The following is a 25,631-nucleotide window of genomic DNA, read 5'->3' as shown; positions in this document are numbered from 1 at the left end:
GTCTTCAACGTAGTATGGGCGAGTGCAGACACATTTCAGACAGACCCTAGTAAACTGCGGCGCCATGAACAGAACCCTCTACACCCTGCTGTTTCACCTGGGCCTGCCGCTGGTTGCGCTGCGCCTGTTCCTGCGTGGGCGCAAGGCGCCAGCGTATCGCCAGCGCATCGCCGAGCGCTTTGCCTGCAAGCTTCCGGCCATGCGCCAGGGCGGTATCTGGGTGCATGCGGTATCGGTGGGCGAGAGCATCGCTGCGGCGCCGATGGTCAAGGCACTGCTCACGGCTTACCCGGACCTGCCCATCACGCTGACCTGCATGACCCCGACCGGCTCGGAGCGTATCCGCGCGATGTTCGCCAGCGAGCCACGAGTCCAGCACTGCTATCTGCCCTATGATCTGCCCTGGGCAGCGGCGCGCTTTCTCGATCATGTGCGTCCGAAGCTGGGCATCATCATGGAAACCGAACTGTGGCCCAACCATATCCACCAGTGCGCCAGGCGCGGTATTCCCGTGGCCCTGGCCAATGCGCGGTTGTCGGAGCGTTCGGCACGCGGTTATGCCCGTTTCGCCGGCCTGACCCGGCCGATGCTCGAAGAGATGAGCCTGATTGCGGTACAGACCGAGACCGAGGCCGAGCGTTTTCGCAGTCTGGGCGCCCGCGCGCAGTGCGTGCAGGTGACCGGTTCGATCAAGTTCGACCTGAAGGTGGACGATCAGCTGCTGCCACGTGCACGCCAGTTGCGCGAGCAGTGGTCGGCCCTGCAGCGGCCGGTGTGGATCGCTGCAAGCACTCATGAGGGCGAGGATGCGCTCATTCTCGAAGCCCACCAGCGCCTGCTGCAGGTGCATGGCGATGCACTCGTGATCCTGGTGCCACGTCACCCGGAGCGTTTCGATGCGGTGCATGAACTGTGTCGCGAACGTTTCACCACGGTGCGACGTTCTTCGGGTGCGGCGGTAGACGGGCAGGTCCAGGCCTTGCTTGGCGATACCATGGGCGAGTTGATGTTCCTCTACGCCTTGGCCGATATCACCTTCGTCGGCGGAAGTCTGGTGCCCACTGGTGGACACAATCCGCTGGAGCCGGCAGCGCTCGCATTGCCGGTGATTACCGGCCCGCACGTGTTCAACTTCCTCGAGATCAGCGCGATGTTGCGTGAAGCCGGTGCGTTGCAGCAAGTTGACGATGCCGAAGGGCTGGCTGCTGCGGTCCGACGCCTAGTTGAGCTTCCACAGGATTGCCGGCGCATGGGCGAGGCGGGCAGGGCGGTGATGCAGGCCAACCAGGGTGCCCTGCAACGATTGCTCGAGGCCCTTGGGAGGCTCATTCAGACGCGCTCATGATGTCCTCTTTCGACCATCTCCATGCATGTGTTCGGCACGAGATCAGGGTGGTAATTATGTGGCGATGTGGCTGAGTGGGATGGCAGTAGGCTCGACATGAGGATGCCGCTGGGGCATCTCTAATGGAGAACTACAACATGCGCTCTTTTATCCTGTCTTTTGCTTTGCTCACGGCGTCGCTTCCCGCATTCGCGTACCTGGCACCTCGGCCGATCGAGGCCGGGGGGTTCGACAGTCCCTGGATTGAGATGCTCGTGGATCATGCGGATCCTAACGCAAACGTCGATGTGAATGGTGACACCTTCGTTGTGGACGACCAAGCTTCGTACAACGTGGACGATGAAAGTCGGGGAGGGTTGTTTTTCGTTCCGCGGGAGCTGGGGAGTGAAGACTTCCACGAGTCGTTCTCGCTGGGTAGCGGTGCCCGCACCTGCAGCTACTCTATCAAGTACACCGTCGAAACATCGAGTCTGCAGCCCTCTGCAAGCTCGACGGGCCCCGAGTTGGCCTCCTGCACGCATGAGCTGACGCAGAATGGTAATCGAAATACCGTGAAATTTGTCATGGACTGAACTGCACAAGGGGCGAGCCGCCAGCTCGCCCCTTGTCATGTTCTTCAGGGCCGCCGCTCGAAGTTTTTCGCGGCTGCGGCCGCAAGATCCGGTGGCAGGAAGTCCTTGTCCGGGTTGTAGTCGGCTTTAAGGTAGCGCCCCAGGTCTTGAAGGTCTTGCGGGCTCAGCGTGCCGGCGGCCTGCTTGAGACGAAGGTTGTCGAGGATGTAGTCGTAGCGGCTGTTGTTATAGTCGCGCACCGAAGTGTAGAGCTGGCGCTGCGCGTCGAGCACGTCGACGATGTTGCGGGTGCCGACCTGGTAGCCGATCTCGGTGGCTTCCAGGGCGCTCTGGTTGGAGATGATCGACTGTTTGCGGGCCTGCACCTGCTCCACATCGGTATTCACCGCGCGGTGCAGGTTGCGAGTGTTCTCCACCACCTGGCGGCGCAGGCTTTCGCGCTGCTGTTCGCTTTGGCTCAGGCGGGCATAGGCTTCACGCACCTGTGAGCTGGTCAGCCCGCCGCTATAGATCGGAATGTTCAGTTGCAGGCCAATGCTGGTCTGCTCCACGTCACCGCCGTAGCGCACGCCGGGTTGCGGCGCAGGGTTGGTGAAGCCGAGGTTGTCGTTGTCGCCCTTCTGGTAACGCGCCACGGCATCGAGGGTCGGGGCGTGGCCGGCCTTGCGCTGGCGCAAGGTTTCCTCGGCGGCATCGACGGCGTGGTTGGTCGCCAGCAGGTTGAGGTTCTGCCGTGCGGCGGTCTCCACCCAGGCCTTGGCGTCGTTGGGCGCCGGTACCTGCACCGGCAAGCTGTGGACCACACCTTGCAGCGACCCGTACTCGCGGTTGGTCAGGGTCACCAGCGCCTCGAAGGCGTCCTGCACCTGGCGCTCGGCGATGATCCGATTGGCACGGGCGGTGTCGTAGCTGGCCTGGGATTGCAGCACGTCGGTCTTGTCGGAGAGCCCGACGTCGAAACGCTCGTTGGACTGGTCGAGCTGGCGCTTGAACGCTGCTTCCTCGGCTTTGGTCGAGGCCAGGTTGTCCTGCGCGCGCAAGACGGCGAAATAGTTTTCGGCCGTTTGCAGGATCAGGTTCTGCTCGGTGGCCGACAGCTCCAGCGCCGCTTGCTCGTTGACCGCCTCGGCGGCCTGCAGTTGGAACCAGCGGTCGGCACGGAAGATCGGCTGCGACAGTGTGGCACTCCAGGAGTTACCGCTGCGGTTGGAGGTGATCGAGGGTTCGTCCAGCTTGGTGCGGGTGTTCATCATTTCCGCGCCGGCGGACAGATTGGGCAGCAGGCCTGCCCTGGCCTGCGGCACCACTTCACGGCGGGCGCCGTAGTCGGCGCGGGCGGCGGCGAGGTCGGCGTTGTTGTTCACCGCTTCCTGGTAGACGCTGACCAGGTCGGTCTTCACCGTCGTGGGCACATCCGCTGCCCAGACCACTCCGTTGGACGCACAAGACACGGCAATCGCCAGTGAAAGTTTGCGCAGCATAGGGCAATCCTTGTACGAAATTGAATTTCTGAACTGTTGAGTATCGTGCGATGCGCCAGTGTAGTGCCGCTGGCTGTCGGCAACAATCCGCCTGTTGCACCTTTCGTCTCTCGTGCATTTACGCGCTTGGCTTTGCCGACCACTCCAGTCTAGACTGCGCACGTTCTTGTCGGGGTGCCTTGAATCGAAGGCTGAGATCGGAGAGTTTCCGGATCCCGTTGAACCTGATCAGGTTAGCGCCTGCGTAGGGAACAAGATTGCTCGCCTTCCCGGGGAGCCTCTTGTGCCAGGTCCGGGAATGTCAGGCTGTCATGCAGCCAAGGCACCCCATGTATCCGGCACTGCACTCCATCCAAGGGGTGCGTCCGCGCCTTTCAGGTTCTCCCCGACATTCCGCCCGCTAGGAAGCTGTCTGGAGAGCCTGTGATGAGTAAACAAGAAAAAGCGATCAGCCTGAGCGAGTCGGCCAAAGTCGACCAGCAGTCCGTGCAACCCTTGCCCAATTCGCGCAAGGTCTACGTCCAGGGCTCGCGCCCGGACATCCGCGTGCCCATGCGCGAGATCAGCCTGCACGACACCCCCACCGACTTCGGCGGCGAGAAGAACGCGCCGGTGCTGGTCTATGACACTTCCGGCCCCTACACCGATCCCAACGTCATCATCGATGTGCGCAAGGGCCTGGGCGATGTGCGTTCGGCCTGGATCGACGCGCGTGGCGATACCGAGCGCCTGGAAGGCCTGAGCTCGAATTTCGGCCAGCAGCGCCTGAACGACGCCGAACTCGCCAAGCTGCGCTTCGCCCACGTCCGCAACCCACGCCGCGCCAAGGCCGGTGCCAACGTCTCGCAGATGCACTACGCACGCCGGGGCATCATCACCGCCGAGATGGAATACGTCGCCATCCGCGAGAACATGAAACTGCAGGAGGCCCGCGCTGCCGGCCTGCTCGACCAGCAGCACGGCGGTCACAGCTTCGGGGCCAGCATCCCGAAGGAGATCACCCCCGAATTCGTACGTGAAGAGATCGCCCGCGGTCGCGCGATCATCCCTGCCAACATCAACCACACCGAACTCGAGCCGATGATCATCGGCCGCAACTTCCTGGTGAAGATCAACGGCAACATCGGCAACAGCGCCCTGGGTTCCTCGATCGAGGAAGAAGTGGCCAAGCTGACCTGGGGTATCCGTTGGGGCTCGGACACGGTCATGGACCTGTCCACCGGCAAGCACATCCACGAGACCCGCGAGTGGATCATTCGCAACTCGCCGGTCCCGATCGGCACTGTGCCGATCTACCAGGCCCTGGAAAAAGTCAACGGCGTTGCCGAAGACCTGACCTGGGAGCTGTTCCGCGACACCCTGATCGAGCAGGCCGAGCAGGGCGTGGACTACTTCACCATCCATGCCGGCGTATTGCTGCGCTATGTGCCGCTGACCGCCAAGCGCGTCACCGGCATCGTCAGCCGTGGCGGTTCGATCATGGCCAAGTGGTGCCTGGCGCATCACAAGGAGAACTTCCTCTACACGCACTTCGACGAGATCTGCGAAATCATGAAGGCCTACGACGTCAGCTTCTCGCTAGGCGATGGCCTGCGTCCGGGCTCGATCGCCGACGCCAACGATGCAGCCCAGTTCGGTGAACTGGAAACCCTCGGCGAGCTGACCAAGATCGCCTGGAAGCACGACGTGCAGTGCATGATCGAAGGCCCAGGCCATGTGCCGATGCAGTTGATCAAGGAGAACATGGACAAGCAGCTGGAGTGCTGCGACGAGGCGCCGTTCTACACCCTCGGCCCGCTGACCACCGACATCGCACCGGGCTACGACCACATCACCTCCGGTATCGGTGCGGCAATGATCGGCTGGTTCGGCTGCGCCATGCTCTGCTACGTCACGCCCAAGGAGCACCTGGGCCTGCCGAACAAGGATGACGTCAAGACCGGCATCATCACCTACAAGATCGCCGCGCATGCTGCTGACCTTGCCAAGGGCCACCCGGGTGCACAGATCCGTGACAACGCGTTGTCCAAGGCGCGCTTCGAGTTCCGCTGGGAAGACCAGTTCAACCTCGGCCTGGATCCGGACACCGCACGCTCGTTCCACGACGAGACCCTGCCCAAGGAATCGGCCAAGGTTGCGCACTTCTGCTCGATGTGCGGGCCGAAGTTCTGTTCGATGAAGATCACCCAGGAAGTGCGCGAGTACGCGGCCAAGATCGAAGCCGTGGATGTGACCGCCGAGCAGGGCATGCGCGAGCAGGCCGAGCGGTTCCGCCAGGAAGGCAGCCAGCTTTATCACAAGGTGTAAGTGATGCCGGCAGGGTGGTGGTGAGCCACTCTGCCGTTGCATTTGTATCGAGGCCTCCGGCCCTTTCGCGGGCAAGCCCGCTCCCACAAGCTCGTAGGAGCGGGCTTGCCCGCGAAAGTGCCGGAGGCTTCACCACACATCCCAACCCCTTTGGCGCCCCTTCCAATGACCACCCCCAGCCATTTCTCCCCCGATCACCCTGTCCCCTCCAGCCAGCGCCTGTTCGGCGCCCGCGACCTGTTCTCGTTGTGGTTCTCCCTCGGCATCGGCCTGATGGTCCTGCAGGTCGGTGCCTTGCTCGCACCGGGCCTGGGCCTGGCGGGCTCGGTGCTGGCGATCGTGCTCGGTACGGCGGTCGGGGTGCTGTTGCTGGCGGCAGTGGGGGTGACCGGCAGCGATACCGGCCTCTCTGCGATGGCCGGTCTTCGCCTGTCGCTGGGGCGCCATGGCGCGCGTCTGCCGGCGCTGCTCAACCTGCTGCAACTGGTCGGCTGGGGATCTTTCGAGATCATTGTCATGCGTGACGCCGCCAGCCTGCTGGGCGCACGCACCTTCGGCGAAGGCAGTGCCTGGAACAGCCCGCTGCTCTGGACCCTGTGCTTCGGCGCGCTGGCAACCCTGCTGGCCGTCAGCGGCCCGTTGGCCTTCGTGCGCAAGGTGTTGCGCAAGTGGGGGATCTGGCTGCTGCTCGGCGCCTGCCTGTGGCTGACATGGAATCTGTTCGCCAAGGCCGATCTTGCCGACCTCTGGCGGCGCCCGGGCGATGGCTCGCTGTCGCTGGCGGTGGGGTTCGATATCGTCATCGCCATGCCGCTATCGTGGCTGCCACTGATCGCCGACTACTCGCGCTTCGGCAAGCGTGCCAGCCGAGTCTTCGGCAGCACCGCGCTGGGCTTTTTCATCGGCAACGCCTGGCTGATGAGCCTGGGCGTGGCCTACACCCTGGCGTTCGCTCCGAGCGGCGAGGTGAATGCCTTGCTGCTGGCGCTGGCTGGTGCAGGGCTGGGTATCCCGTTGTTGCTTATCCTGCTGGACGAGTCGGAAAACGCCTTTGCCGACATCCATTCGGCGGCAGTGTCCACGGGGCTGCTGGTGAAGCTGAAGGTCGAGCACCTGGCGCTGGCGATCGGTCTGCTGTGCACCCTGATCGCACTGTTGGCACCGCTGGCCCAGTACCAGAACTTCCTGCTGTTGATCGGTTCGGTGTTCGCGCCGCTGTTCGGTGTGGTGCTGGTGGATCACTTCGTGATCCGCCGTCGCCGCCTGCCGCAGCAGGTGCCGGGGCTGCATTGGCCGGCGCTGCTGGCCTGGCTGGCGGGGGTGGTGGTCTACCACCTGCTGGCGAACGAGGCGCCGGAGCTTGGGGCGACCCTGCCAGCCTTGCTGCTGGCAGGTGGCCTATATGGGGTACTGGGTGCTATCCGCGGCCGGGAAACAGTTCGGGCTTGATGACGCCGTTCAGGCGCGGATAAGGGATCTTCAGTTCGACGTGGCCCATGGAATAGGGCGCGATCGCGTAAACCTCATACTTCACCACCACCGCGCCGTACGTCAGGGCGATGTGCGGCGAACGCTTGAATGGCCAGGTCTTCACGAACTCGGCGTCCTTGTCCATGCCGGTGCTGATCAGCCAGGCGCGGTGCGACTCCTCGACGGTCTTCCAGAACGTCTCTTCCTGGCCAGGCACCAGCATGTCCTGGAGCGTGAGCACCTTGTCCTGCTTGCGTGAATAGTTGATGAAGGCCCGCCCCGGCATGCCGTGGGCACCGCCGCTGTCCAGGTAACTGGACAGCTCGACGATCACCAGTCCGTCATGCTGCTCGCGTACCTTGGCCTGCAGGTAGCTGCTGTTGCGCGCTTGTGCGCTGGCCAGGTATTGCTGCTCATACTGCTGCAATGTGGTGGGTGTGGTACCGCGCTGGTTGTCTTCGGTCAGTTGCAGCAAGCGACGCTCGACGATGGCATCGAGCTTGGGCAGCGCCGGGAAGTGCACGGTGTCGATGTTCACCAGCGGGCAATCACGCTCGCTGCAACCGGGTTTGACGTGTTCCCAGGCGTCGCGCTTGACCTCGAGCGGTGCGCGATAGTTGGGCGTGAACAGGCTCTGGCAGGCGCCGAGGGTCAACGCCAGCAGGGCGACGGCAGTCAGTTTGACGAACGTCATGGTGATCCTTGCAGAACATGGATGATCGGCCTTGGACCGTCGGCAGGGCCTTCGGTTCGCCACTAAGCTAACAGAGTGAGGACAGCCTGTCCCGGTCGCCGGAAAGGGATGAAAGGTGGCGGCACGCAGAGTAGGATGGCGCGACGCAGTCGTTGATGTAATGAGGAATTCCATGTCAGACACCTTGAATTCGGTGCCCAAGGCGGTCGAGATCGTCGAACGGGCCAATTGCTTCCAGGGCTTCTACAAGCTCGACAAGGTGCGCCTGCGCCACGAGTTGTTCGCCGGTGGCATGGGGCGCGAGATCAGCCGTGAGCTGTTCGTGCGCCACGATGCCGTCTGCGTGCTGCCCTACGATCCGCTGCGTGACGAAGTGGTGCTGATCGAACAGTTTCGCGTCGGTGCGCTGGACAAGACCGACAACCCCTGGCTGATCGAGCTGGTCGCCGGGCTGATCGACAAGGATGAGCAACCTGAGGAGGTCGCCCACCGTGAAGCCGAAGAAGAGGCAGGCCTGAGCTTCTCCGCACTGTGGCCGATGACCCGATACTTCCCGTCGCCTGGCGGCAGTGACGAGTATGTCCATCTGTTCCTCGGGCGATGCAGCAGCGAGGGTGCCGGTGGCCTGCATGGGCTGGAAGAAGAGGGCGAGGATATCCGCGTGCGCGTCTGGTCGTTCGAGGATGCCTTGCAGGCGGTTCGCGACGGGCGCATCGCCAACGCGGCAAGCATCATCGCCTTGCAGTGGCTGGCGCTGAACCGTGACGAAGTCCGGGGGATGTGGAAGTGAACCTGCTGCGCGAACGCTACCGGGTCGACCTCGTCGGCCTGCAGGCTGCCTGCGAGGCCAATTACGCACGGCTGATGCGCCTGCTGCCGGACATGCGCACCACGCAAAGCTCGCGACGCATCGGCATGACCCAGGGCGACCAGATGCTTGGCGTGCTGGTGCTCGACGTGGTGCTGGCCTGCCCCTACACCACCACGCTGCGGATATGCCAGGAGCACAGCCTGCCGTGGCTGCCGGTGCCGCAACTCGAGGTACAGGTCTATCACGATGCGCGCATGGCCGAAGTGGTGAGTGCCGAGCACGCTCGGCGCCTGCGCAGCATCTATCCGTACCCCAACGCGGCCATGCACCAACCCGACGAGAAGGCCCAGCTCAACCTGTTCCTCGGTGAATGGCTGAGCCATTGCCTGGCCTGCGGCCACGAGTACGAAACCGTGCGTTGAAATGTGACGTCGGTTGGTTTCGAGTATTTGCTCCAACGCTTTCTACGGCCATAATCGTGCCGAATCCGATCAAGGAGACGGCCTTTGTCGCATTCACCAATTCCTTCCGTACAGGCTCCGGTGCATGTGGTGCAGCTCACCGACGCCCACCTGTTCGCTGATCCGGCTGGCACCCTGCTAGGCCTCAACACCCGTGACAGTCTGCGCCACGTGGTGAGCCAGGTGCGTCGCGAGCAACCACGCATCGACCTGTTGCTGTGCACCGGGGACCTGTCCCAGGACGCCAGCGTGGCGTCCTACGCTGCGTTCCGAGAGCTGACGGATGGTTTTGCCGTGCCGACCCGTTGGTTGCCGGGCAACCATGACGAGGCCAGGGTCATGGCGCGTGTGGCGCCAGATCTGGTCCATGCCGTTACCGACATTGGCGCCTGGCGCGTGGTGATGCTCAACTCGGCGGTGCTGGGTGCTACCCATGGGCTTCTTGAACAAGACCAGCTCTCGACCCTCGATAACGCGCTGGCATCGGTGGGGGAGCGCCACTGCCTGGTGTGCTGCCACCACCAGCCGGTGGATATCGGCTGCGCCTGGATTGCACCGATCGGCTTGCGCAATGCCGATGAGCTGCTGCAGCGTCTGCGGGCATATCCACAGGTGAAGGCGTTGCTGTGGGGTCACATCCATCAGGAGTGGGACGAGGTCCGCGACGGTATTCGCTTGCTGGCCACGCCCTCGACCTGCATCCAGTTCGCCGCGCGCAGCGAGGACTTCAAGGTCAGTGAAGAGCAGCCAGGGTATCGCTGGCTACGGTTGCATGCCGACGGACGGCTGGAGACCGGCGTCGAGCGGGCGAGGGATTTCGTGGTGACCCTGGATTTCAACAGCCCGGGTTACTGACAGGTTTACCGCTCCTGCGAAGGTCGCGCCTGTCGTTGGATTTGAAGATTGTGTTGCGAAAATCCCACCCTTGCGCCAAAACCCGGCGAACGCGCTACACTGCGCGTCCCTGTGCCCGCATCGTCGGGCGCGAAGCCACAGATTCCGGGGGCAGCATGTCGGGTTCCATCCTCTATATCCATGGCTTCAACAGCTCGCCGCTGTCCACCAAGGCGCGCCAGCTCGCGGCGGTGATGCAACAGCTCGGTTTGAGCGCGCAGCTGCGCGTCCCCGAACTGCACCATCATCCGCGCCAGGCGATGGCTCAGCTCGAAGCGTGCATCGCCGAACTCGGCACGCCGCTGCTGGTCGGCAGCTCCCTCGGCGGCTACTATGCCACGCACCTGGCTGAGCGCCATGGCCTCAAGGCCCTGCTGGTCAATCCGGCAGTGACCCCGCACAAGCATTTCGACGGCTATCTCGGTACTCAGCGAAACCACTACAGCGGTGAAACCTGGGAGCTGACCCACGATCACGTGCAGGCCCTGGCCGAACTGGAAGTGCCACCCCCCGAGGATGCCTCACGCTATCAAGTGTGGTTGCAGACCGCCGATGAAACGCTGGACTATCGCCATGCCGAGCGTTATTACCGTGCCTGTGCCCTGCGTATCGAGGCCGGCGGCGACCACAGCTTCCAAGGCTTCGCCCAGCGTCTGCCGGCCTTGCTGGCCTTCGCCGGCATTGCCAGGGCGCAGTATGACGCGCTTGATTTTTCTGTATTTTGACCTTTTTGCATTCACCAGACTGACGACGAGAACCCATGGCCAATCCCAGCGCTAGCGCCTATAACGCAGACGCCATCGAAGTCCTCTCCGGCCTTGACCCGGTCCGCAAGCGGCCGGGCATGTATACCGACACCAGCCGGCCCAACCACCTGGCCCAGGAAGTCATCGACAACAGCGTCGACGAAGCCCTCGCCGGTCATGCCCGGTCGATCCAGGTCGTGCTGCACGCCGACCACTCGCTGGAAGTCAGCGACGATGGTCGCGGCATGCCGGTGGATATCCACCCTGAAGAAGGCGTCTCGGGCGTCGAGCTGATCCTTACCAAGCTGCACGCCGGTGGCAAGTTCTCCAACAAGAACTACCAGTTCTCCGGCGGCCTCCACGGCGTGGGCATTTCGGTGGTCAACGCCCTGTCGACCCAGGTCCGCGTGCGGGTCAAGCGTGACGGCAACGAGTACCAGATGACCTTCGCCGATGGCTTCAAGGCCACCGAGCTTGAGGTGATCGGCACGGTCGGCAAGCGCAACACCGGCACCAGTGTCTACTTCGCGCCCGATCCCAAGTATTTCGATTCGGCCAAGTTCTCCATCAGCCGCCTCAAGCACGTGCTCAAGGCCAAGGCCGTGCTGTGCCCGGGGCTGTCGATCAGCTTCGAGGACAAGGGCACTGGCGAGAAGGTCGAGTGGCACTACGAGGATGGTCTGCGCTCGTACCTGGTCGACTCGGTCAGTGAATTCCAGCGCCTGCCCGACGAGCCGTTCTGCGGCAGCCTGGCCGGTAATAAAGAAGCTGTGGACTGGGCGCTGCTGTGGCTGCCCGAGGGTGGCGACAGCGTCCAGGAAAGCTACGTCAACCTGATCCCTACCGCCCAGGGGGGCACCCACGTCAACGGCCTGCGCCAAGGCCTGCTCGATGCCATGCGCGAGTTCTGCGAGTTCCGCAACCTGCTGCCGCGTGGCGTCAAGCTGGCGCCCGAGGACGTGTGGGAACGCATCACCTTCGTGCTCTCGATGAAGATGCAGGAACCGCAGTTCTCCGGCCAGACCAAGGAGCGCCTGTCGTCCCGCGAGGCCGCGGCGTTCGTTTCCGGTGTGGTCAAGGATGCCTTCAGCCTGTGGCTCAACGCCCACCCGGAGCTGGGCATGCAACTGGCTGAGCTGGCGATCAGCAATGCCGGCCGACGCCTCAAGGCGAGCAAGAAGGTCGAGCGCAAGCGCATCACCCAAGGGCCGGCATTGCCCGGCAAACTGGCCGACTGCGCCGGACAGGATCCGATGCGTGCCGAACTGTTCCTGGTCGAGGGCGACTCTGCAGGTGGTTCGGCCAAGCAGGCGCGTGACAAGGAGTTCCAGGCGATCCTGCCCCTGCGCGGCAAGATCCTCAACACCTGGGAAGTCGATGGCGGCGAAGTGCTTGCCAGCCAGGAGGTGCACAACATTGCCGTGGCCATCGGGGTCGATCCGGGTGCCACCGACCTGTCGCAACTGCGCTACGGCAAGATCTGCATTCTCGCCGACGCCGACTCCGACGGCTTGCACATCGCCACGCTGCTGTGCGCGTTGTTCGTCCAGCATTTCCGCCCGCTGGTCGAGGCCGGACACGTCTATGTTGCCATGCCGCCGCTGTACCGTATCGACCTGGGCAAGGAGATCTACTACGCCCTCGACGAGGCCGAGCGAGACGGCATTCTCGACCGTCTGGTCGCCGAGAAGAAGCGCGGCAAGCCCCAGGTCACCCGATTCAAGGGGCTGGGCGAAATGAACCCGCCACAATTGCGCGAAACGACCATGGACCCGAACACCCGGCGCCTGGTGCAGCTCACCCTGGATGACCTCGCCGGTACCACCGAGATCATGGACATGCTGCTCGCCAAGAAGCGTGCGGGCGATCGCAAGAACTGGCTGGAGACCAAAGGCAACCTGGCCGAGGTCCTGGTTTGATTCGTCTGCTTGTCGCAGCCTTGCTCGCGCTGGCCAGCCTGACGAGTTTCGCCAGCGACTGGCCGGAGCTCAAGCTCACCGCCGAGCACCCGATCGAGGGCATGCGCGGCGGTAACCTGTCGGGCCTGGCCCAGTGCCGTGGCGCCCTGTGGGGCGTCTCGGACCGCGACGACGATCGAATCTACCGGCTTGAACAGCAGGATGGCGTGTGGCGTGCCGAGGCCCTGGTGTTCACCCCGCCGCCGGTACCGGAGAGCGGGCTGCCCTGGGGGCTGAAGTCGCGAAATTGGGCAGTGTCGTTCATCCGTGGCGGCGAGCTGGATTTCGAAGGCTTCACCTGTGACAGCGCGGGCAACTTCTATGTGGTCAGCGAGGCGCATGCGGCGGTGCTGCAATTGCCGGTCGAGGGCGAGCCGAACTGGCTGAGGATCGATCCGGCCATGGTTCGCCAGGCCCGTGCCAGCGGCATGCTGTTGCACTTCAATGCCTTGTTCGAGGGCCTGGCCATCAATCCGGCCGGTGACCGCCTGTGGTTGGCTGCCGAGCGCGAGCGTCGGGGGCTGATCGCCGTGCAGCGTCAGCAAGCGGTATGGACCTGCGGACGCAGCTGTGTGCTGCTCAGCGAGGCAGGGGTGGAGATGCAACCGTCACAGATGCCAGGCTCGCGGGCGCTGTCGCGGGATTTCGCGGACCTTGCACTGTTCGACGGCAAACTGTTCACCCTGGAACGCAATGCCTTCCGCATTTGCCGGCGTGACGCCGACACCGGTGCGGTCGAGCGCTGCTGGTCGTTCGCCGCCGATGCCCTGGTCGACACGCGTCGCTACGACCAGCCGTTCGGCTTGGCCGAAGCTCTGGTGGTCGACAAGGACGGCGCCTGGATCGGCCTGGACAACAACAACGGCACCCGTGCCGATGGTGAAAACCGCCCTGTCGTCTGGCGCTTTGCCGCGCCAGCGGGCGGCTGGAGCGGCAAGCCTTGAGCCAGCCAGCGGGCAAGTGGGCGGGGCGGGTACTGATGGTCCTCGCCTGGGCGGCGGCGATGTTTCTCGCCACGCGTTTTTTCGGGCAGTGGGAGGATCGCCAGCAGAACCCCAACAGTGTCGTGCAGTCCGAACGCGGCGAAGACTTTATCGAGGTGCGGCTGCTGAGCAATGGCCAGGGCCACTTCGTCGCCGATGGCGCGATCAACGGCAAGGTCGTGCACTTCATGCTCGACACCGGTGCCACCGATGTGGCGATCCCCGAGGCACTGGCTCGCGATCTGGCGCTACAGCGCGGCGCGCCGGTGATGCTCAGTACCGCCAATGGCCGCACCGAGGGCTATCGCACCCGGCTCGATAGCCTGCAACTGGGGGATATCCGCCTACACGATGTGCGTGCTTTGGTAGTGCCGGGGCTGGACGGACAGACGGTGTTGCTCGGCATGAGCGCTTTGAAACAACTTGAATTTACTCAGCGCGGCGGCACCATGCTGCTGCGCCAGAACCTGAAATGACGAGGCTCGCATGAGCGACTTACTGGACAGTCTCGAAGGCGTCGAACGCCGTTCCCTGGCCGACTTCACCGAACAGGCCTACCTCAACTATTCCATGTACGTGATCATGGACCGCGCCTTGCCGCACGTCGGCGACGGCCTCAAGCCGGTGCAGCGGCGCATCGTCTATGCCATGAGTGAGTTGGGGCTGGATGCCGATTCCAAGCACAAGAAGTCGGCGCGTACCGTCGGCGACGTGCTCGGCAAGTTCCACCCCCACGGCGACTCGGCGTGCTATGAAGCCATGGTGCTGATGGCGCAGCCGTTCAGCTACCGCTACACGCTGGTCGACGGTCAGGGCAACTGGGGTGCGCCGGACGATCCGAAATCGTTCGCCGCCATGCGTTACACCGAGGCGCGGCTGTCGCGCTACTCGGAAGTGCTGCTCAGCGAGCTGGGCCAGGGCACCGTCGACTGGGTGCCGAACTTCGACGGCACCCTGCAGGAGCCGCAGGTATTGCCGGCACGTTTGCCGAACATCCTGCTCAATGGCACCACCGGCATCGCCGTGGGCATGGCCACCGACGTGCCGCCGCACAACCTGCGCGAAGTCGCCAGCGCCTGCGTGCGCCTGCTCGACGAGCCCAAGGCGACCATCGAGCAACTGTGCGAGCACATCCAGGGCCCTGACTACCCAACCGAAGCGGAGATCGTCACGCCACGGTCCGAGATCCAGAAGATCTACGAAACCGGCAAGGGCTCGATTCGCATGCGCGCGGTGTACCGAGTCGAAGACGGCGACATCGTTGTCACCGCGCTGCCGCATCAGGTTTCCGGCGCCAAGGTGCTGGAGCAGATCGCCGCGCAGATGCAGAACAAGAAGCTGCCGATGGTCGCCGACCTGCGTGACGAGTCGGACCACGAGAACCCGTGCCGCATCGTCATCATCCCGCGCTCCAATCGTGTGGATGCCGACGAGCTGATGCAGCACCTGTTCGCCACCACCGATCTTGAAAACAGCTACCGGGTCAACGTCAACATCATCGGCCTCGATGGCCGTCCTCAGTTGAAGAACCTGCGCGCGCTGTTGCAGGAGTGGCTGCAGTTCCGCATCGGCACCGTGCGCCGGCGCCTGCAGTTCCGCCTCGACAAGGTCGAGAAGCGCCTGCACCTGCTGGACGGCTTGCTCACCGCCTTCCTCAACCTGGATGAAGTGATTCACATCATCCGCACCGAGGATCATCCCAAACAGGCGCTGATCGAGCGTTTCGAGCTGACCGAGATCCAGGCCGACTACATCCTCGAGACCCGCCTGCGTCAGCTGGCGCGCCTGGAAGAGATGAAGATCCGTGGCGAGCAGGACGAGTTGCTCAAGGAGCAGGCCAAGCTGCAGGCCTTGCTGGGCAGCGAGACGAAGCTGCGCAAGCTGGTACGCAGCGAACTGATCAAGGACGCCGAAACCTATGGCGACGATCGCCGCTCGCCAATCGTCGAGCGCGCCGAGGCCAAGGCTCTGTCGGAAAACGAGCTGATGCCGACCGAGCCGGTCACCGTGGTGCTGTCGGAAAAAGGCTGGGTACGTTGTGCCAAGGGCCATGACATCGATGCCACGGGCCTTTCGTACAAGGCTGGCGATGGTTTCAAGGCTGCAGCGGCGGGGCGTTCGAACCAGTTTGCGGTGCTTATCGACTCGACCGGGCGCAGCTATTCGCTGGCAGCCCACAGCTTGCCATCGGCCCGTGGCCAGGGCGAGCCGCTGACCGGGCGTCTGACGCCGCCGCCGGGCGCCACCTTCGAGTGCGTGCTGTTGCCGGACGATGATGCGTTGTATGTGGTGGCGTCCGATGCCGGCTACGGTTTCGTGGTCAAGGGCGAGGACCTGCAGGCCAAGAACAAGGCGGGCAAAGGGCTGCTGAGCCTGCCCAATGGCGCCAAGGTGATGACGCCACGGCCGGTCGCCGACCGCGAGCAGGACTGGTTGGCAGCGGTCACCACCGAAGGCCGTCTGCTGGTGTTCAAGGTTGCCGACCTGCCACAACTGGGCAAGGGCAAGGGCAACAAGATCATTGGCGTACCGGGTGATCGTGTGGCCAGTCGTGAAGAATTCGTCACCGATCTGGCGGTGATTGCCGAGGGATCGACGCTTGTATTGCAGGCTGGCAAGCGTACCCTGTCACTGAAGCCGGATGACCTTGAACATTACAAAGGCGAACGCGGGCGTCGTGGTAGCAAATTGCCACGTGGATTCCAGCGCGTCGACGGCATGGTCGTGGAGCGCCCGGAGTAAACCGGTTGTTCGTCTGGAACGGCGTTTTCAGCGTCGTTCCGGGCGGAAATGCTGGAGTCCGGCGACTATTTCGCGGATGATACACCCCTTGCGGGGCCGGCGTGGCCGTGTGCCCGCGGGAATCCACACGAGTATCACTGCGGTTGCCGGGCGGCGGCCGCTTGGATGGGATGATGAAATTTCTGCGCCTTCCATTTGCGCTGCTGATGACGGGTCTGCTGGGGCTGAGCGGGTGCAGCATGCACCAGCCGGTGGCCCTGTACCAACTCGACAGCGGCGACCCCGGCCAGCCTTCGCAGGCCGCCGGCATGGCGGTCGTGCTCGGTCCGGTATCGGTAGCCGACTACCTGCAACGTGAAACCTTTCTGCAACGTCAGCCCGATGGCAGCCTGACCGCGGCGACCGACGGTCGCTGGGCCGGCAGCCTTTCGTCGGATATCGACCAGTTGCTGGTGCGCCAGCTCGCCTGGCGCCTGGACAGCCAGCGCGTCGTGCTTGCACCTGCCAGCACCGGCTTCACGCCGGATGTGCAGGTGCTGCTGTCGATCACCCGCCTGGACTCGGGCGCCAACCAGCCGGCGATTCTCGATGCCCAGTGGCGCGTACTGGATCGTCGTGGTCATGTGCGCGACAACCGTATCGTCCACCTCGAGCAACAGCATGAGGGCAGCGAGGCCTCGCAGGTCCAGGCCCAGGGGCAGTTGCTGCAGAAGCTGGTCGAGCAGCTGAGCGTTGCCGTCAAGCCGCTGGCGAATCAGCCAGCGGTCGCTGAAGAGGCGCCGAAAAAGCCAGCGGCTCCGGTCCAGGTCAAGAAGGAACCGGAGAAGTCGAGGATTCCGATGGCTTCTCCGATCCGCACCGATATGGAAGTCTATCGGTTCTGATCTGATTCGACAGACATGAAAAAGCCCGCAGCGATGCGGGCTTTTTTATGGGGGCCGGATGGCTGGTCCTTCACGACACAAGGTCGCTTCACAGCATCAAGACATTCAGGTCCGACGCTCATGCATCCGCGCCAACTGGCGCTCGAGCATCGACGGGTAGGGCTCCATCAGTCGCTCGACACAGCAGGCGCCTTCAGGGCTGGCGATCGGCCGAATGCGCGCGCGCTGGCGGATCAGCGCGTCGTCGCTGACCTGGCGCTCGACCAGCAGCAGGTTGCGGCTGTGTTGCGACAGCGCCAGGGCATCCTGGGCCTTCTCGGTCATCAGCAGGTCGACCTGATCCATGCCCAGCAGGTCCTCACCCAGCGCCAGGCCCAGTTGCAACTGCAGGGTGATACCGCTGTCGGCGACCTCGATCTGCAGGGCGTGGCCCAGGGCGCGCAGCAATTCGCCACAGCAGATGGCATTGGTCAGGTAGTCCTCGCCGCTGTCACGACTGTGGAACAGCAACAGCGTGCTGCCGTCGTCAAGGGTGTGCACCTCGCCCTCGTACAGCGACGCGGCCTGGTCGAGGCAGTCGCGGTAGCGCTCCAGCAGCTCGGTCAGGCGCGTGCGCGGCAGACGGCGCAGTTGCTCCTGGGAGCCGAGTTGCACGGCGAGCACGGCGCTGGTGTTCGGTTCGTCAGACTCTGGGATGGCCAGTGCCTTGGGGCTGTGCACGGTGTCGTCGATCAGGTCGGCAAAGGCGTCGTCGTCTGCGTCGTCGTCCTGGGCGGCCACCCTGGCCGCTACAGGCTTGGGTGCGGCCTTGCGTGGCGGCTCCTCCACATGCAGGTCGGCAAAATCATCTTCGTCGTCTTCCTGTTCTTCCGGCTCCGGCGGTGGCGGCGGGGCCAGGCGGGCATGAAGCTGACGAGCGAGATCGCCGATTTCGTCCTGGCGCTCGATGGCCGGGGTATAGGGGTGCGGGTCACGCAGCCAGACACGCAATTGCAGCAGCGGCGTCGAGATGAAGCGGCCCAGGCGCAGGCTGAGGGTAAGCGCCAGCGCCAGCAGGATGGCCGCGAGAATGCCCATGCTCTGCAGGCTGATCAGCATCGGTTGCTGGAACTGGCTCATGTCCAGGCTAATGCGCAGTTGCCCGGCGGTCACGTCCTGGAAGGTGATCTTGGTCTGGTAGACCCCTTCGGCCTCGCCCAGCAGGCTGTTTTTTGGCCGTTGCCCGGCCTCGGCGAGGATTCGGTTGTCGACGCTGTAGATCGCCGCGTGGGCCACCAGCGGGTTCTTCACCAGATTGCCCAGCAGCACGTTGAGGCTGAGGATGTCGTTGGACACCAGCAGCTCGGTAGCCGAGGTCGCGGTCTGCACGGTCAGGCTCTGGCCGACGGCATCGGCCTGCTCGTGCATGGCCTGCTTGAACTGCAGGCCCATCACGCAGGCATAGATCACCAAGGCCAGCGCCACCAGGAAAATGTTGTGGCTGGCGATGCGCAATGCCAGGGGAATACGACGCTGGCGCAGGGCTCGGAAGATCATCAGAAAGAAATTGTCGGTTTTGACAGGCGTGGGCCGGTTCACAGAGCGCGGCTCTTTATGGCGGAAAAGATGCTGGGCAGTATAGCGACCCGCGTTTTGTCGGCAAAGTATCGATGGCGCCCGATGGTCATGGAAAGTGGGTAGAATGCGCATTTTTCATCGAGTTGGAGCCCGGTCTTGCGCGAAATCGTCCTGATCAACATCACTGGTGAAGACCGTCCGGGTCTCACTGCGGCCATCACCGGCGTCCTGCTCCAGGGCGGTGTGAACATCCTCGACATCGGTCTTGCGGTCATGCATGGCACGTTGTCGTTCGGCATTCTGGTCGATATTCCCGACAATGAAGTCGCCACCGGCCTGCTGCAAGGGGTGCAGTCCAAGGCCCATGAGCTGAACCTGCAGGCGCGGTACACGCCGATCTCCGAGGCAGACTACCAGCAATGGGTGGACGGCCATGGCGACAATCGCCACATCGTCACGCTGCTCAGCCGCAAGGTCACGCCCGAACAGTTGCAACGGGTGAGTGCAGTCATCAGCCAGTATGGCCTGACCATCGAGCGGATCGAGCGCCTCTCGGCACGTGTGGCGCTCGACGCCAGCACCGACAAGAGTCGCGCCTGCCTGGAAATCTCCGTGCGCGGTGAGCCGACCGACGCCCAGTCCCTGCGCGCCGATTTCTTCGCATTGTCGGCCGAGCAGGGTATCGACATCGCCTTCCAGCAGGATGACCTGTTCCGTCGCAATCGCCGCCTGGCGGTGTTCGACATGGATTCGACGCTGATCGAAGCCGAGGTGATCGACGAGTTGGCCAAGGCTGCAGGTGTCGGCGAACAGGTTTCGGCGATCACCGAGCGCGCCATGCGTGGCGAGCTGGATTTCCGTGCCAGCTTCAAGGAGCGCATGGCATTGCTCAAAGGCCTGGACGTCGGCGTGCTGGACGAAATCGGCGCTTCGCTGCGCCTGACCGAAGGTGCCGAACACCTGTTCGCCGAACTCAAGCGCCTGGGCTACAAGACTGCAATCCTCTCCGGCGGTTTTTCCTACTTCGCCAAGCAGGTGCAGGCACGCCTTGGCATCGACTACGTGTTCGCCAATGAGCTGGAAGTGGTGGATGGCAAGGTGACGGGCGTGGCGATCGAGCCGATCGTCGATGCCCAGCGCAAGGCTGACCTGCTGCAGGAGCTGGCGCACAAGGAAGGGTTGCAACTGGAGCAGACCATCGCCGTGGGCGACGGTGCCAACGACCTGCCGATGCTGTCGCTGGCCGGCCTGGGCGTGGCCTTCCGCGCCAAGCCGCTGGTGCGTCAGTCTGCCAAACAGGCGATTTCCACGCTGGGGCTGGATGGCGTGCTGTATTTGCTGGGCTGGCGTGACCGCGACGGGCGCGTGTGAACCGTTGAAACAGCGGGGCTGCAAAGCAGCCCCAGCGATCCTGGGTCAGCCCTGCACTGGCAGCGCCAGTTGCTCGCCCATGCGCACGGCAGACCCGGCGCCCAGGGCTTCGGCCCATTTCACCTGCTCTGGCCCGAACAGCACGATCGCGGTCGAACCCAGCTTGAAACGCCCCAGTTCCGCGCCTTTTTCCAGATGGATCGGCGCGCGGCTGGCTTCGTCGTAGCGGAAGGTCTTCAGCTCGCGCTTGGGCGGTGTGACCAGCCCGGCCCAGACCGTCTCGATCGAGGCAACGATCATCGCACCCACCAGCACCACCGCCATCGGCCCGCGCTCGGTGTCGAACAGGCAAACCACACGCTCGTTGCGGGCGAACAGCTCGGGGACGTTCTCAGCCGTGGTCTGGTTGACCGAGAACAGGCGGCCCGGCACGTAGACCATCTCACGCAGGGTGCCGGCCAGCGGCATGTGCACGCGATGGTAGTCCTTCGGCGACAGGTAGATGGTGGCGAACTCGCCGCCCATGAACGGCGCAGCCAGCGCCGAGTCGCCGCCGAGCAGCTCGAGGGCGCTGAAGCTGTGGCCCTTGGCCTGGAAAATACGGCCGTGCTCGATCGGACCGAGCTGGCTGACCGCACCGTCGGCCGGACACAGGATCGCGCCCGGGGTTTCATCCAGGGGGCGCGCCCCCGGCTTGAGGGCACGGGTGAAGAAGGCGTTGAAGTGCTCGTAGGCGGTGAGGTCCTCGACCAGCGCCTCGGACATGTTCACCTGGTAGCGTTTGGCGAACCAGGCGGTGAAGGCATTCTTGAACCAGCGAGCGCGGCACTCGGCGACGCAGCCGGCCAGGCGCGACAGCAGGTGGTGCGGCAGCAGGTGCTGGCTGATGATGAACAGACGGGATTTCATGCAGTTTCCTTAAACTTCTACAGGCGTGTCCGGGTGATTGCCCCACTCGCTCCACGAGCCGGCGTAGGCCTTGACCCGTGGATAGCCGAGTGACTTGGCCACCAGGTAGGTGAATCCGGAGCGACGGTGGGTCTGGCAGTGGGTGATCACTTCCTTGTCAGGGGTGATGCCCAATTGCTGCAGTACTTCGGCGATGTCCTTGCGAATGCGCAGGTGGTCGTTGAGGTCCATGCCTGCAGTCCACTCGAAGTTGACCGCGCCGGGGATGTGGCCGGCCTTGGCTGCCAGGACCTTCTCGCCGTTGAATTCCTGCGGGCCGCGGGCGTCCCAGACCACCAGGTCGTCGGCGCCCAGGCGGCTTTGCAGGTATTCGCGGGTGGCGGTGGGTTCGGCGCGCAGGCGCAGGCGCACAGGCGTGCTGGCGGCTGCTGGCACTTCAGTGACGAGCTTGTCCGCAGGCCAGGCCTGGATGCCGCCGTTGAGGTAGTGGTAGCGCGCGTGGCCGATCACGTCGAGCAGCCAGATGAAGCGCCCGGCCCAGCCGCCGCCTTCGTCGTCGTATACCACGTACACCGCGTCGTCTCGGTGGCCGAGCTCGCTGAACAGCTTTTCCAGGTCGGCTTGGGCCGGCAGCAGGCCCGGAGCCGGAGGCTGGCCCAGCTGGGTGCGCTTGCCCTCGACGAACCGCGCGCCTGGGATGTGGCCGCTGACATAGCGGTTGGCGCTGCTCAGGTCGACCAGGATCAGCTCGGGCGAATCCAGGCGTGGCAGCAGGTCGGCGGCTTCGATCACCAGGGGCAAGCCGGAAAAATCAGTCATCCACGGTCTCCGGGGAGCAAGGGAGGTGCGATTGTAGCGCAAGGTTCAGGCATTGCGGTTGGCGAAGCTGGCCAGCGCGCGCTCGATACATTGTGCGGTTTTTCCGAAGGCCTGCACGCTCACGTCCGCAAGCGGCCTGCCGCCCTGGTCGGCGATCGCCAGCATCAATACCTGGTCGTTCACGGCCAGCGAGCGCAACAGCAAGTGCTCGCTGGGGAACAACGCACGCAGCGGTGCGGGCAGCAGGGCGGAAAACTGGGCATGATTGTCGGGCGTCAGGCGCAGTTGCGAGGCTTTGCTCAGCAGTTTTTGCAGCAGCTTGCTCTGGCCTGGTGCCAATGTCAGCGCTGAGGCTTCGCGCGGCAACCCGGCGCTCTGCTGTACGCGCAGGCAGTCATTGGGTTTGTCGAGCAGCAGCAACAGCACCCGCTGCATGCCGCAAGCCAGCAGTGCCTCGCGCGCCTGGGTGGCCAGGTGCACGGTGTTGGTGAACGGGCTGGGCTGGGCCAGCAGGTCGCCGCACAGCGTGCGCCAGCGTTGCAGGTCCTGGGCAGGTGGCGGTGGCGGGGTGAGCATGTCTGGGTGCGGGCGCCGCTGCTGCCAGGGCCAGATCAGCGCCTCGGCCGGGTGGAACAGTGCATGCCGGGCATGGTGGCGCGCGCTGGCCGCTGCTTGCTGGTGCACTTGCTGTTGCACATCATCCAGCGTGGTTTGCAGGTACATGGCGGTGAGCAGTTGCCAGCGCAGCAAGTGCGGGTTGTCCCAGCCGACCTGCGCCGACAGCGCCAGGCCGTTGGCCAGCAGCACGGTGTTGGCCGGCTGGTTGAACCAGCGGCGCAGCCCGGGCTCTTCGTCCAGTCGATGCTGCTTGCTCAACTCGTCAGGCTCGCGGGCGATGTTCAATACCTGGGCCAGTTGTTCGCGTTCTTCGAGCAGCAGGCGATAACCCTGGGTGACCCATTCCGGCAGGCGCCAGTGCGTGGCGACGGCGCGGCACAACTCCATGATGCGCACGCCGAACAGTGCATGCTCCACCTCTGAAGCCTCTTCACCCTTGTGAATGACCCGCAGTTCCCAGGTGTCGAGCAGCTTGGGGTAAGCCAGGGCCAGTGCCCACAGTGGCGAGAGGAACAGCAGGCTGCCCCAGTGGATTTCCTGCCACAGGCGCGCCAGGCGGCTGGCGAACAGGCCGTTGGCTTGCTGGGTGGCGTGCTGGCTGATCAGCAGGAATTGGCGCAGCACCGGCGGGATGTCGTCTCCCGGTATCGATGGCAGGCGCCCCATCAATTGCAGGATGCGGCTCAGGCCCAGGCGGTTCAGGGCGATCTCCAGGCTTTCGGCGGGCTCGGCCTGGCTGGCATGGTTCGGGTGATTGGCTTCGCGCATCACGCACAGCACCAGCGACGGGCTGTCCTGCATCAGTTCGGCGATGTCGCGCAGCGAGCGGCGATTGTCGTTGATGGCCGCCAGAACCCGGTCATGACTCTCTTTGGGTACCGGCACGCGGATACCGTCGAGCAGCCTTACCCAGGCGTCTAGAGAGGAGGGGATCTGCGCTGGCACCTTGGTTTCGATTGGCATTTTGACATCAGTCCAAACTGGCTTTTCGCATTGAGTGGCTATAGTCTGGCGCAGTTCTGCCGATAAGGAGAAGAAGAGTTTCCAAGCTTCCGCCCCTGACCCTGACCACGACAGCAAGTGCTTCCAATCTATGGCTAAAATTATCGGCATCATCGTCGTATTCGCGAGTGTCCTCGGCGGATACGTCCTCTCCCACGGCAAGATCGCGGCGCTGATCCAGCCGTTCGAAGTGCTGATCATCGGCGGTGCGGCCTTTGGCGCGTTTCTCCAGGCCAACCCTGGCTACATGACCATGCACGTCATGAAGAAGTCGCTGAAGATGTTTGGCAGCCGCTTCACCCATACGTTCTACCTGGAAGTGTTGGGCCTGATCTACGAGATTCTCAACAAGAGTCGCCGCGAGGGCATGATGGCCATCGAGGGTGACATCGAGGATCCCGCGGCCAGCCCGATCTTCGCCAAGTACCCTGCGGTCATGGGCGATGCGCGGATGACCGCGTTCGTCTGCGACTACCTGCGCATCATGTCGACCGGCAACATGGCACCCCATGAGCTCGAAGGCCTGTTCGACATGGAGCTGCTGAGCCTGAAGGAAGACCTCGAGCACCCGTCCCATGCGGTGACCAGCGTTGCCGACGCCATGCCCGGCTTCGGTATCGTGGCGGCGGTACTGGGCATCGTGGTGACCATGGCCTCGCTGGGCGATGGCGACCAGAAATCCATCGGCCTGCACGTCGGTGCTGCGCTGGTCGGGACCTTCTTCGGTATTCTCGCGGCCTATGGTTTCTTCGGCCCGCTGGCCAACTGCCTGCGCCACGACGCCAAGGAAGAACTGAACGTCTACGAGGCGATCAAGGCTTCGCTGGTGGCCTCGGCGTCCGGCATGCCGCCGTCGCTGGCCGTCGAGTTCGGGCGCAAGGTGCTGTACCCGGCGCACCGTCCGAGCTTTGCCGAACTGGAACAAGCGGTTCGCGGTCGCTAAGCCATGGAGAACAATCAGCCCATCATCGTCAAGCGCGTCAAGCGCTACGGCGACGGCCACCATGGCGGCTCCTGGAAGATCGCCTTCGCCGACTTCGCCACGGCGATGATGGCGTTCTTCCTGGTGCTGTGGTTGCTGTCCACGGCCACCCCGGAGCAGAAGATCGCCATCGCCGGCTACTTCAAGGATCCGATTGGCTTCTCCGAAAGCGGTACGCCCTACGTCATCGACCTGGGCGGCTCGCCGCAGCTGGCCCCGGAAAAGACCATCAACCCGGAGGAGAAGTCCGAGCCGACGCCTGACACCAGCGTGCAGATGGACAAGGACCGGATCGAGACCATGGCCGACCAGGTCGAGCAGGAGCGGCTGCAACTGCTGCTGCAGGAGCTGCAGAACAAGGTCGAGGAAAATCCGCAACTGCAGAAGTTCAAGGACCAGATCCTGTTCGAGATCACCCAGGACGGCCTGCGCATCCAGATCATGGATGCCGAGAACCGGCCGATGTTCGACCTCGGCAGTGCGCGCCTGAAGCCCTACTTCGAAGACATCCTGCTGGCCATGGCCGACACCATCAAGGCCGTGCCGAACAAGATCAGCGTCAGCGGCCACACCGATGCCAAGCCTTATGCCGGTACCGGTGATTTCGGCAACTGGGAGCTGTCGGCCAACCGTGCCAACGCCGCGCGACGTGCGCTGGTGGCGGGTGGTTATCCGGATGGCCAGGTGGCGCGAGTGGTGGGTTACGCCTCGTCGTCGCTGTTCGACCGCGAAAACCCGTTCAACCCGGTCAACCGCCGGATCGACATCATCGTGCTGACCAAAAAAGCCCAGCGGGATATCGAGGGCGAGCAGGGTGCACCTGAGGCACCGGCCAACCCAACCCCGCCTGCCGATGCGGCGCCAGGAGCACCTGGTGCCTCCGCCGCGCCGGCCGATGGCTCGACGCCGATGCAGCCGCGCGAGCTGCGCCAGAAGCTGAACATCTTCGAGGATGGCGTGCTGAAGATGGACGAGCCCAAGGAAAACTGAGCCCGTCATCTGCAGGAGCGGCGCAACGCCGCTCC

General features: G+C 63.9%; 22 protein-coding genes and 1 riboswitch. Of the genes, 16 read left to right on the top strand and 6 right to left on the bottom strand.

From position 1 onward, the window contains the following. The first annotated feature begins 64 nt into the window (after positions 1-64). Both waaA and ACTYOL_RS25090 read left to right on the top strand, forming a co-directional pair. The gene (waaA, locus tag ACTYOL_RS25095; RefSeq protein WP_444757255.1) at positions 65-1,345 is read left to right on the top strand and encodes a lipid IV(A) 3-deoxy-D-manno-octulosonic acid transferase; all 1,281 of its coding nucleotides are present in this window, start codon (positions 65-67) and stop codon (positions 1,343-1,345) included. 122 nt (positions 1,346-1,467) lie between these two features. Beyond that, positions 1,468-1,917 carry a hypothetical protein gene (locus tag ACTYOL_RS25090; protein WP_153774221.1) on the top strand — a complete coding sequence of 150 codons (450 nt, stop codon included), beginning with the start codon at positions 1,468-1,470 and terminating at the stop codon, positions 1,915-1,917. A gap of 44 nt (positions 1,918-1,961) precedes the next feature. Here ACTYOL_RS25090 and ACTYOL_RS25085 read toward each other — a convergent pair whose 3' ends face one another. Next, on the bottom strand, positions 1,962-3,398 hold the full coding sequence (locus ACTYOL_RS25085) for a TolC family outer membrane protein (protein ID WP_054893157.1): 1,437 nt from the start codon (positions 3,396-3,398) through the stop codon (positions 1,962-1,964). Between the two features lie 160 nt (positions 3,399-3,558). Beyond that, positions 3,559-3,666: riboswitch (TPP riboswitch) on the top strand. Positions 3,667-3,824: 158 nt separating this feature from the next. Between ACTYOL_RS25085 and thiC the strand changes: the two genes are divergently transcribed. Continuing rightward, positions 3,825-5,705, top strand: a complete 1,881-nt coding sequence (gene thiC, locus ACTYOL_RS25080; RefSeq protein WP_197891964.1) for a phosphomethylpyrimidine synthase ThiC — start codon at positions 3,825-3,827, stop codon at positions 5,703-5,705. Positions 5,706-5,870: 165 nt separating this feature from the next. After that, positions 5,871-7,154 (top strand): putative hydroxymethylpyrimidine transporter CytX, encoded by a 1,284-nt coding sequence (gene cytX / locus ACTYOL_RS25075; protein WP_444757254.1) that lies wholly within the window; start codon positions 5,871-5,873, stop codon positions 7,152-7,154. Here the strand turns inward: cytX and ACTYOL_RS25070 are convergent. Next, positions 7,123-7,869, bottom strand: a complete 747-nt coding sequence (locus ACTYOL_RS25070; RefSeq protein WP_153774219.1) for an RsiV family protein — start codon at positions 7,867-7,869, stop codon at positions 7,123-7,125. The two genes, cytX and ACTYOL_RS25070, sit on opposite strands and share 32 nt — an antisense overlap. Positions 7,870-8,041: 172 nt before the next feature. On the opposite strand from ACTYOL_RS25070, the gene ACTYOL_RS25065 reads away from it, so the two are divergent. From ACTYOL_RS25065 to ACTYOL_RS25025, 9 genes are all read left to right on the top strand, one after another. Beyond that, complete coding sequence (locus ACTYOL_RS25065) at positions 8,042-8,659, top strand: NUDIX domain-containing protein (RefSeq protein ID WP_054893161.1); 618 nt, start codon at positions 8,042-8,044, stop codon at positions 8,657-8,659. Further along, entirely contained in the window at positions 8,650-9,102 is a 453-nt protein-coding gene (locus ACTYOL_RS25060; RefSeq protein WP_054893162.1) for a DUF1249 domain-containing protein, read from the top strand. The genes ACTYOL_RS25065 and ACTYOL_RS25060 overlap by 10 nt, the downstream gene beginning before the upstream one ends. 84 nt (positions 9,103-9,186) lie before the next feature. Further along, entirely contained in the window at positions 9,187-9,996 is an 810-nt protein-coding gene (gene cpdA, locus ACTYOL_RS25055; protein ID WP_232233510.1) for a 3',5'-cyclic-AMP phosphodiesterase, read from the top strand. 155 nt (positions 9,997-10,151) lie between these two features. Continuing rightward, positions 10,152-10,760 carry a YqiA/YcfP family alpha/beta fold hydrolase gene (locus ACTYOL_RS25050; RefSeq protein WP_153774218.1) on the top strand — a complete coding sequence of 203 codons (609 nt, stop codon included), beginning with the start codon at positions 10,152-10,154 and terminating at the stop codon, positions 10,758-10,760. Positions 10,761-10,795: 35 nt separating this feature from the next. Beyond that, the gene (parE, locus tag ACTYOL_RS25045) at positions 10,796-12,700 is read left to right on the top strand and encodes a DNA topoisomerase IV subunit B (RefSeq protein ID WP_054893165.1); all 1,905 of its coding nucleotides are present in this window, start codon (positions 10,796-10,798) and stop codon (positions 12,698-12,700) included. Next, entirely contained in the window at positions 12,697-13,683 is a 987-nt protein-coding gene (locus ACTYOL_RS25040) for an esterase-like activity of phytase family protein (RefSeq protein ID WP_444757253.1), read from the top strand. Before parE ends, ACTYOL_RS25040 begins: the two co-directional genes overlap by 4 nt. Then, positions 13,680-14,198: a retropepsin-like aspartic protease family protein gene (locus tag ACTYOL_RS25035; protein ID WP_444757252.1), complete on the top strand. Its 519-nt coding sequence runs from the start codon at positions 13,680-13,682 to the stop codon at positions 14,196-14,198. The genes ACTYOL_RS25040 and ACTYOL_RS25035 overlap by 4 nt, the downstream gene beginning before the upstream one ends. A gap of 10 nt (positions 14,199-14,208) precedes the next feature. Continuing rightward, positions 14,209-16,464, top strand: coding sequence for a DNA topoisomerase IV subunit A (parC, locus tag ACTYOL_RS25030; protein ID WP_065863794.1), 2,256 nt, complete (start codon positions 14,209-14,211; stop codon positions 16,462-16,464). Positions 16,465-16,637: 173 nt separating this feature from the next. Beyond that, positions 16,638-17,348: a PqiC family protein gene (locus tag ACTYOL_RS25025; protein ID WP_065863793.1), complete on the top strand. Its 711-nt coding sequence runs from the start codon at positions 16,638-16,640 to the stop codon at positions 17,346-17,348. A gap of 105 nt (positions 17,349-17,453) precedes the next feature. On the opposite strand, the gene ACTYOL_RS25020 is transcribed toward ACTYOL_RS25025, so the two are convergent. After that, positions 17,454-18,926: a histidine kinase gene (locus tag ACTYOL_RS25020; protein WP_151926052.1), complete on the bottom strand. Its 1,473-nt coding sequence runs from the start codon at positions 18,924-18,926 to the stop codon at positions 17,454-17,456. Between the two features lie 135 nt (positions 18,927-19,061). Between ACTYOL_RS25020 and serB the strand changes: the two genes are divergently transcribed. After that, a complete protein-coding gene (serB, locus tag ACTYOL_RS25015; protein WP_054893171.1) occupies positions 19,062-20,276 on the top strand; it encodes a phosphoserine phosphatase SerB in 1,215 nt (404 codons plus the stop codon). Positions 20,277-20,321: 45 nt separating this feature from the next. Here the strand turns inward: serB and asd are convergent, their stop codons facing one another. The 3 genes from asd to ACTYOL_RS25000 are packed head-to-tail and all read right to left on the bottom strand — an operon-like array spanning position 20,322 to position 23,585. Beyond that, positions 20,322-21,185 carry an archaetidylserine decarboxylase gene (gene asd, locus ACTYOL_RS25010; protein WP_197891954.1) on the bottom strand — a complete coding sequence of 288 codons (864 nt, stop codon included), beginning with the start codon at positions 21,183-21,185 and terminating at the stop codon, positions 20,322-20,324. Between the two features lie 9 nt (positions 21,186-21,194). Beyond that, on the bottom strand, positions 21,195-22,004 hold the full coding sequence (locus tag ACTYOL_RS25005; protein WP_063546419.1) for a rhodanese-like domain-containing protein: 810 nt from the start codon (positions 22,002-22,004) through the stop codon (positions 21,195-21,197). A gap of 45 nt (positions 22,005-22,049) precedes the next feature. Further along, positions 22,050-23,585, bottom strand: coding sequence for an HDOD domain-containing protein (locus ACTYOL_RS25000; RefSeq protein WP_054893174.1), 1,536 nt, complete (start codon positions 23,583-23,585; stop codon positions 22,050-22,052). Between the two features lie 130 nt (positions 23,586-23,715). On the opposite strand from ACTYOL_RS25000, the gene motA reads away from it, so the two are divergent. Together motA and motB are read left to right on the top strand one after the other, a co-directional pair. Next, positions 23,716-24,567 (top strand): flagellar motor stator protein MotA, encoded by an 852-nt coding sequence (gene motA, locus ACTYOL_RS24995; RefSeq protein ID WP_054893175.1) that lies wholly within the window; start codon positions 23,716-23,718, stop codon positions 24,565-24,567. A 3-nt stretch (positions 24,568-24,570) separates the two neighbouring features. Next, a complete protein-coding gene (gene motB / locus ACTYOL_RS24990) occupies positions 24,571-25,596 on the top strand; it encodes a flagellar motor protein MotB (RefSeq protein ID WP_153774214.1) in 1,026 nt (341 codons plus the stop codon). The last annotated feature ends 35 nt before the right edge of the window (positions 25,597-25,631 follow it).

The organism is Pseudomonas sp. A014 (genome assembly GCF_052378495.1).
Taxonomy (GTDB): domain Bacteria; phylum Pseudomonadota; class Gammaproteobacteria; order Pseudomonadales; family Pseudomonadaceae; genus Aquipseudomonas; species Aquipseudomonas machongensis.
This window is presented reverse-complemented; position numbering and strand designations above follow the sequence as displayed.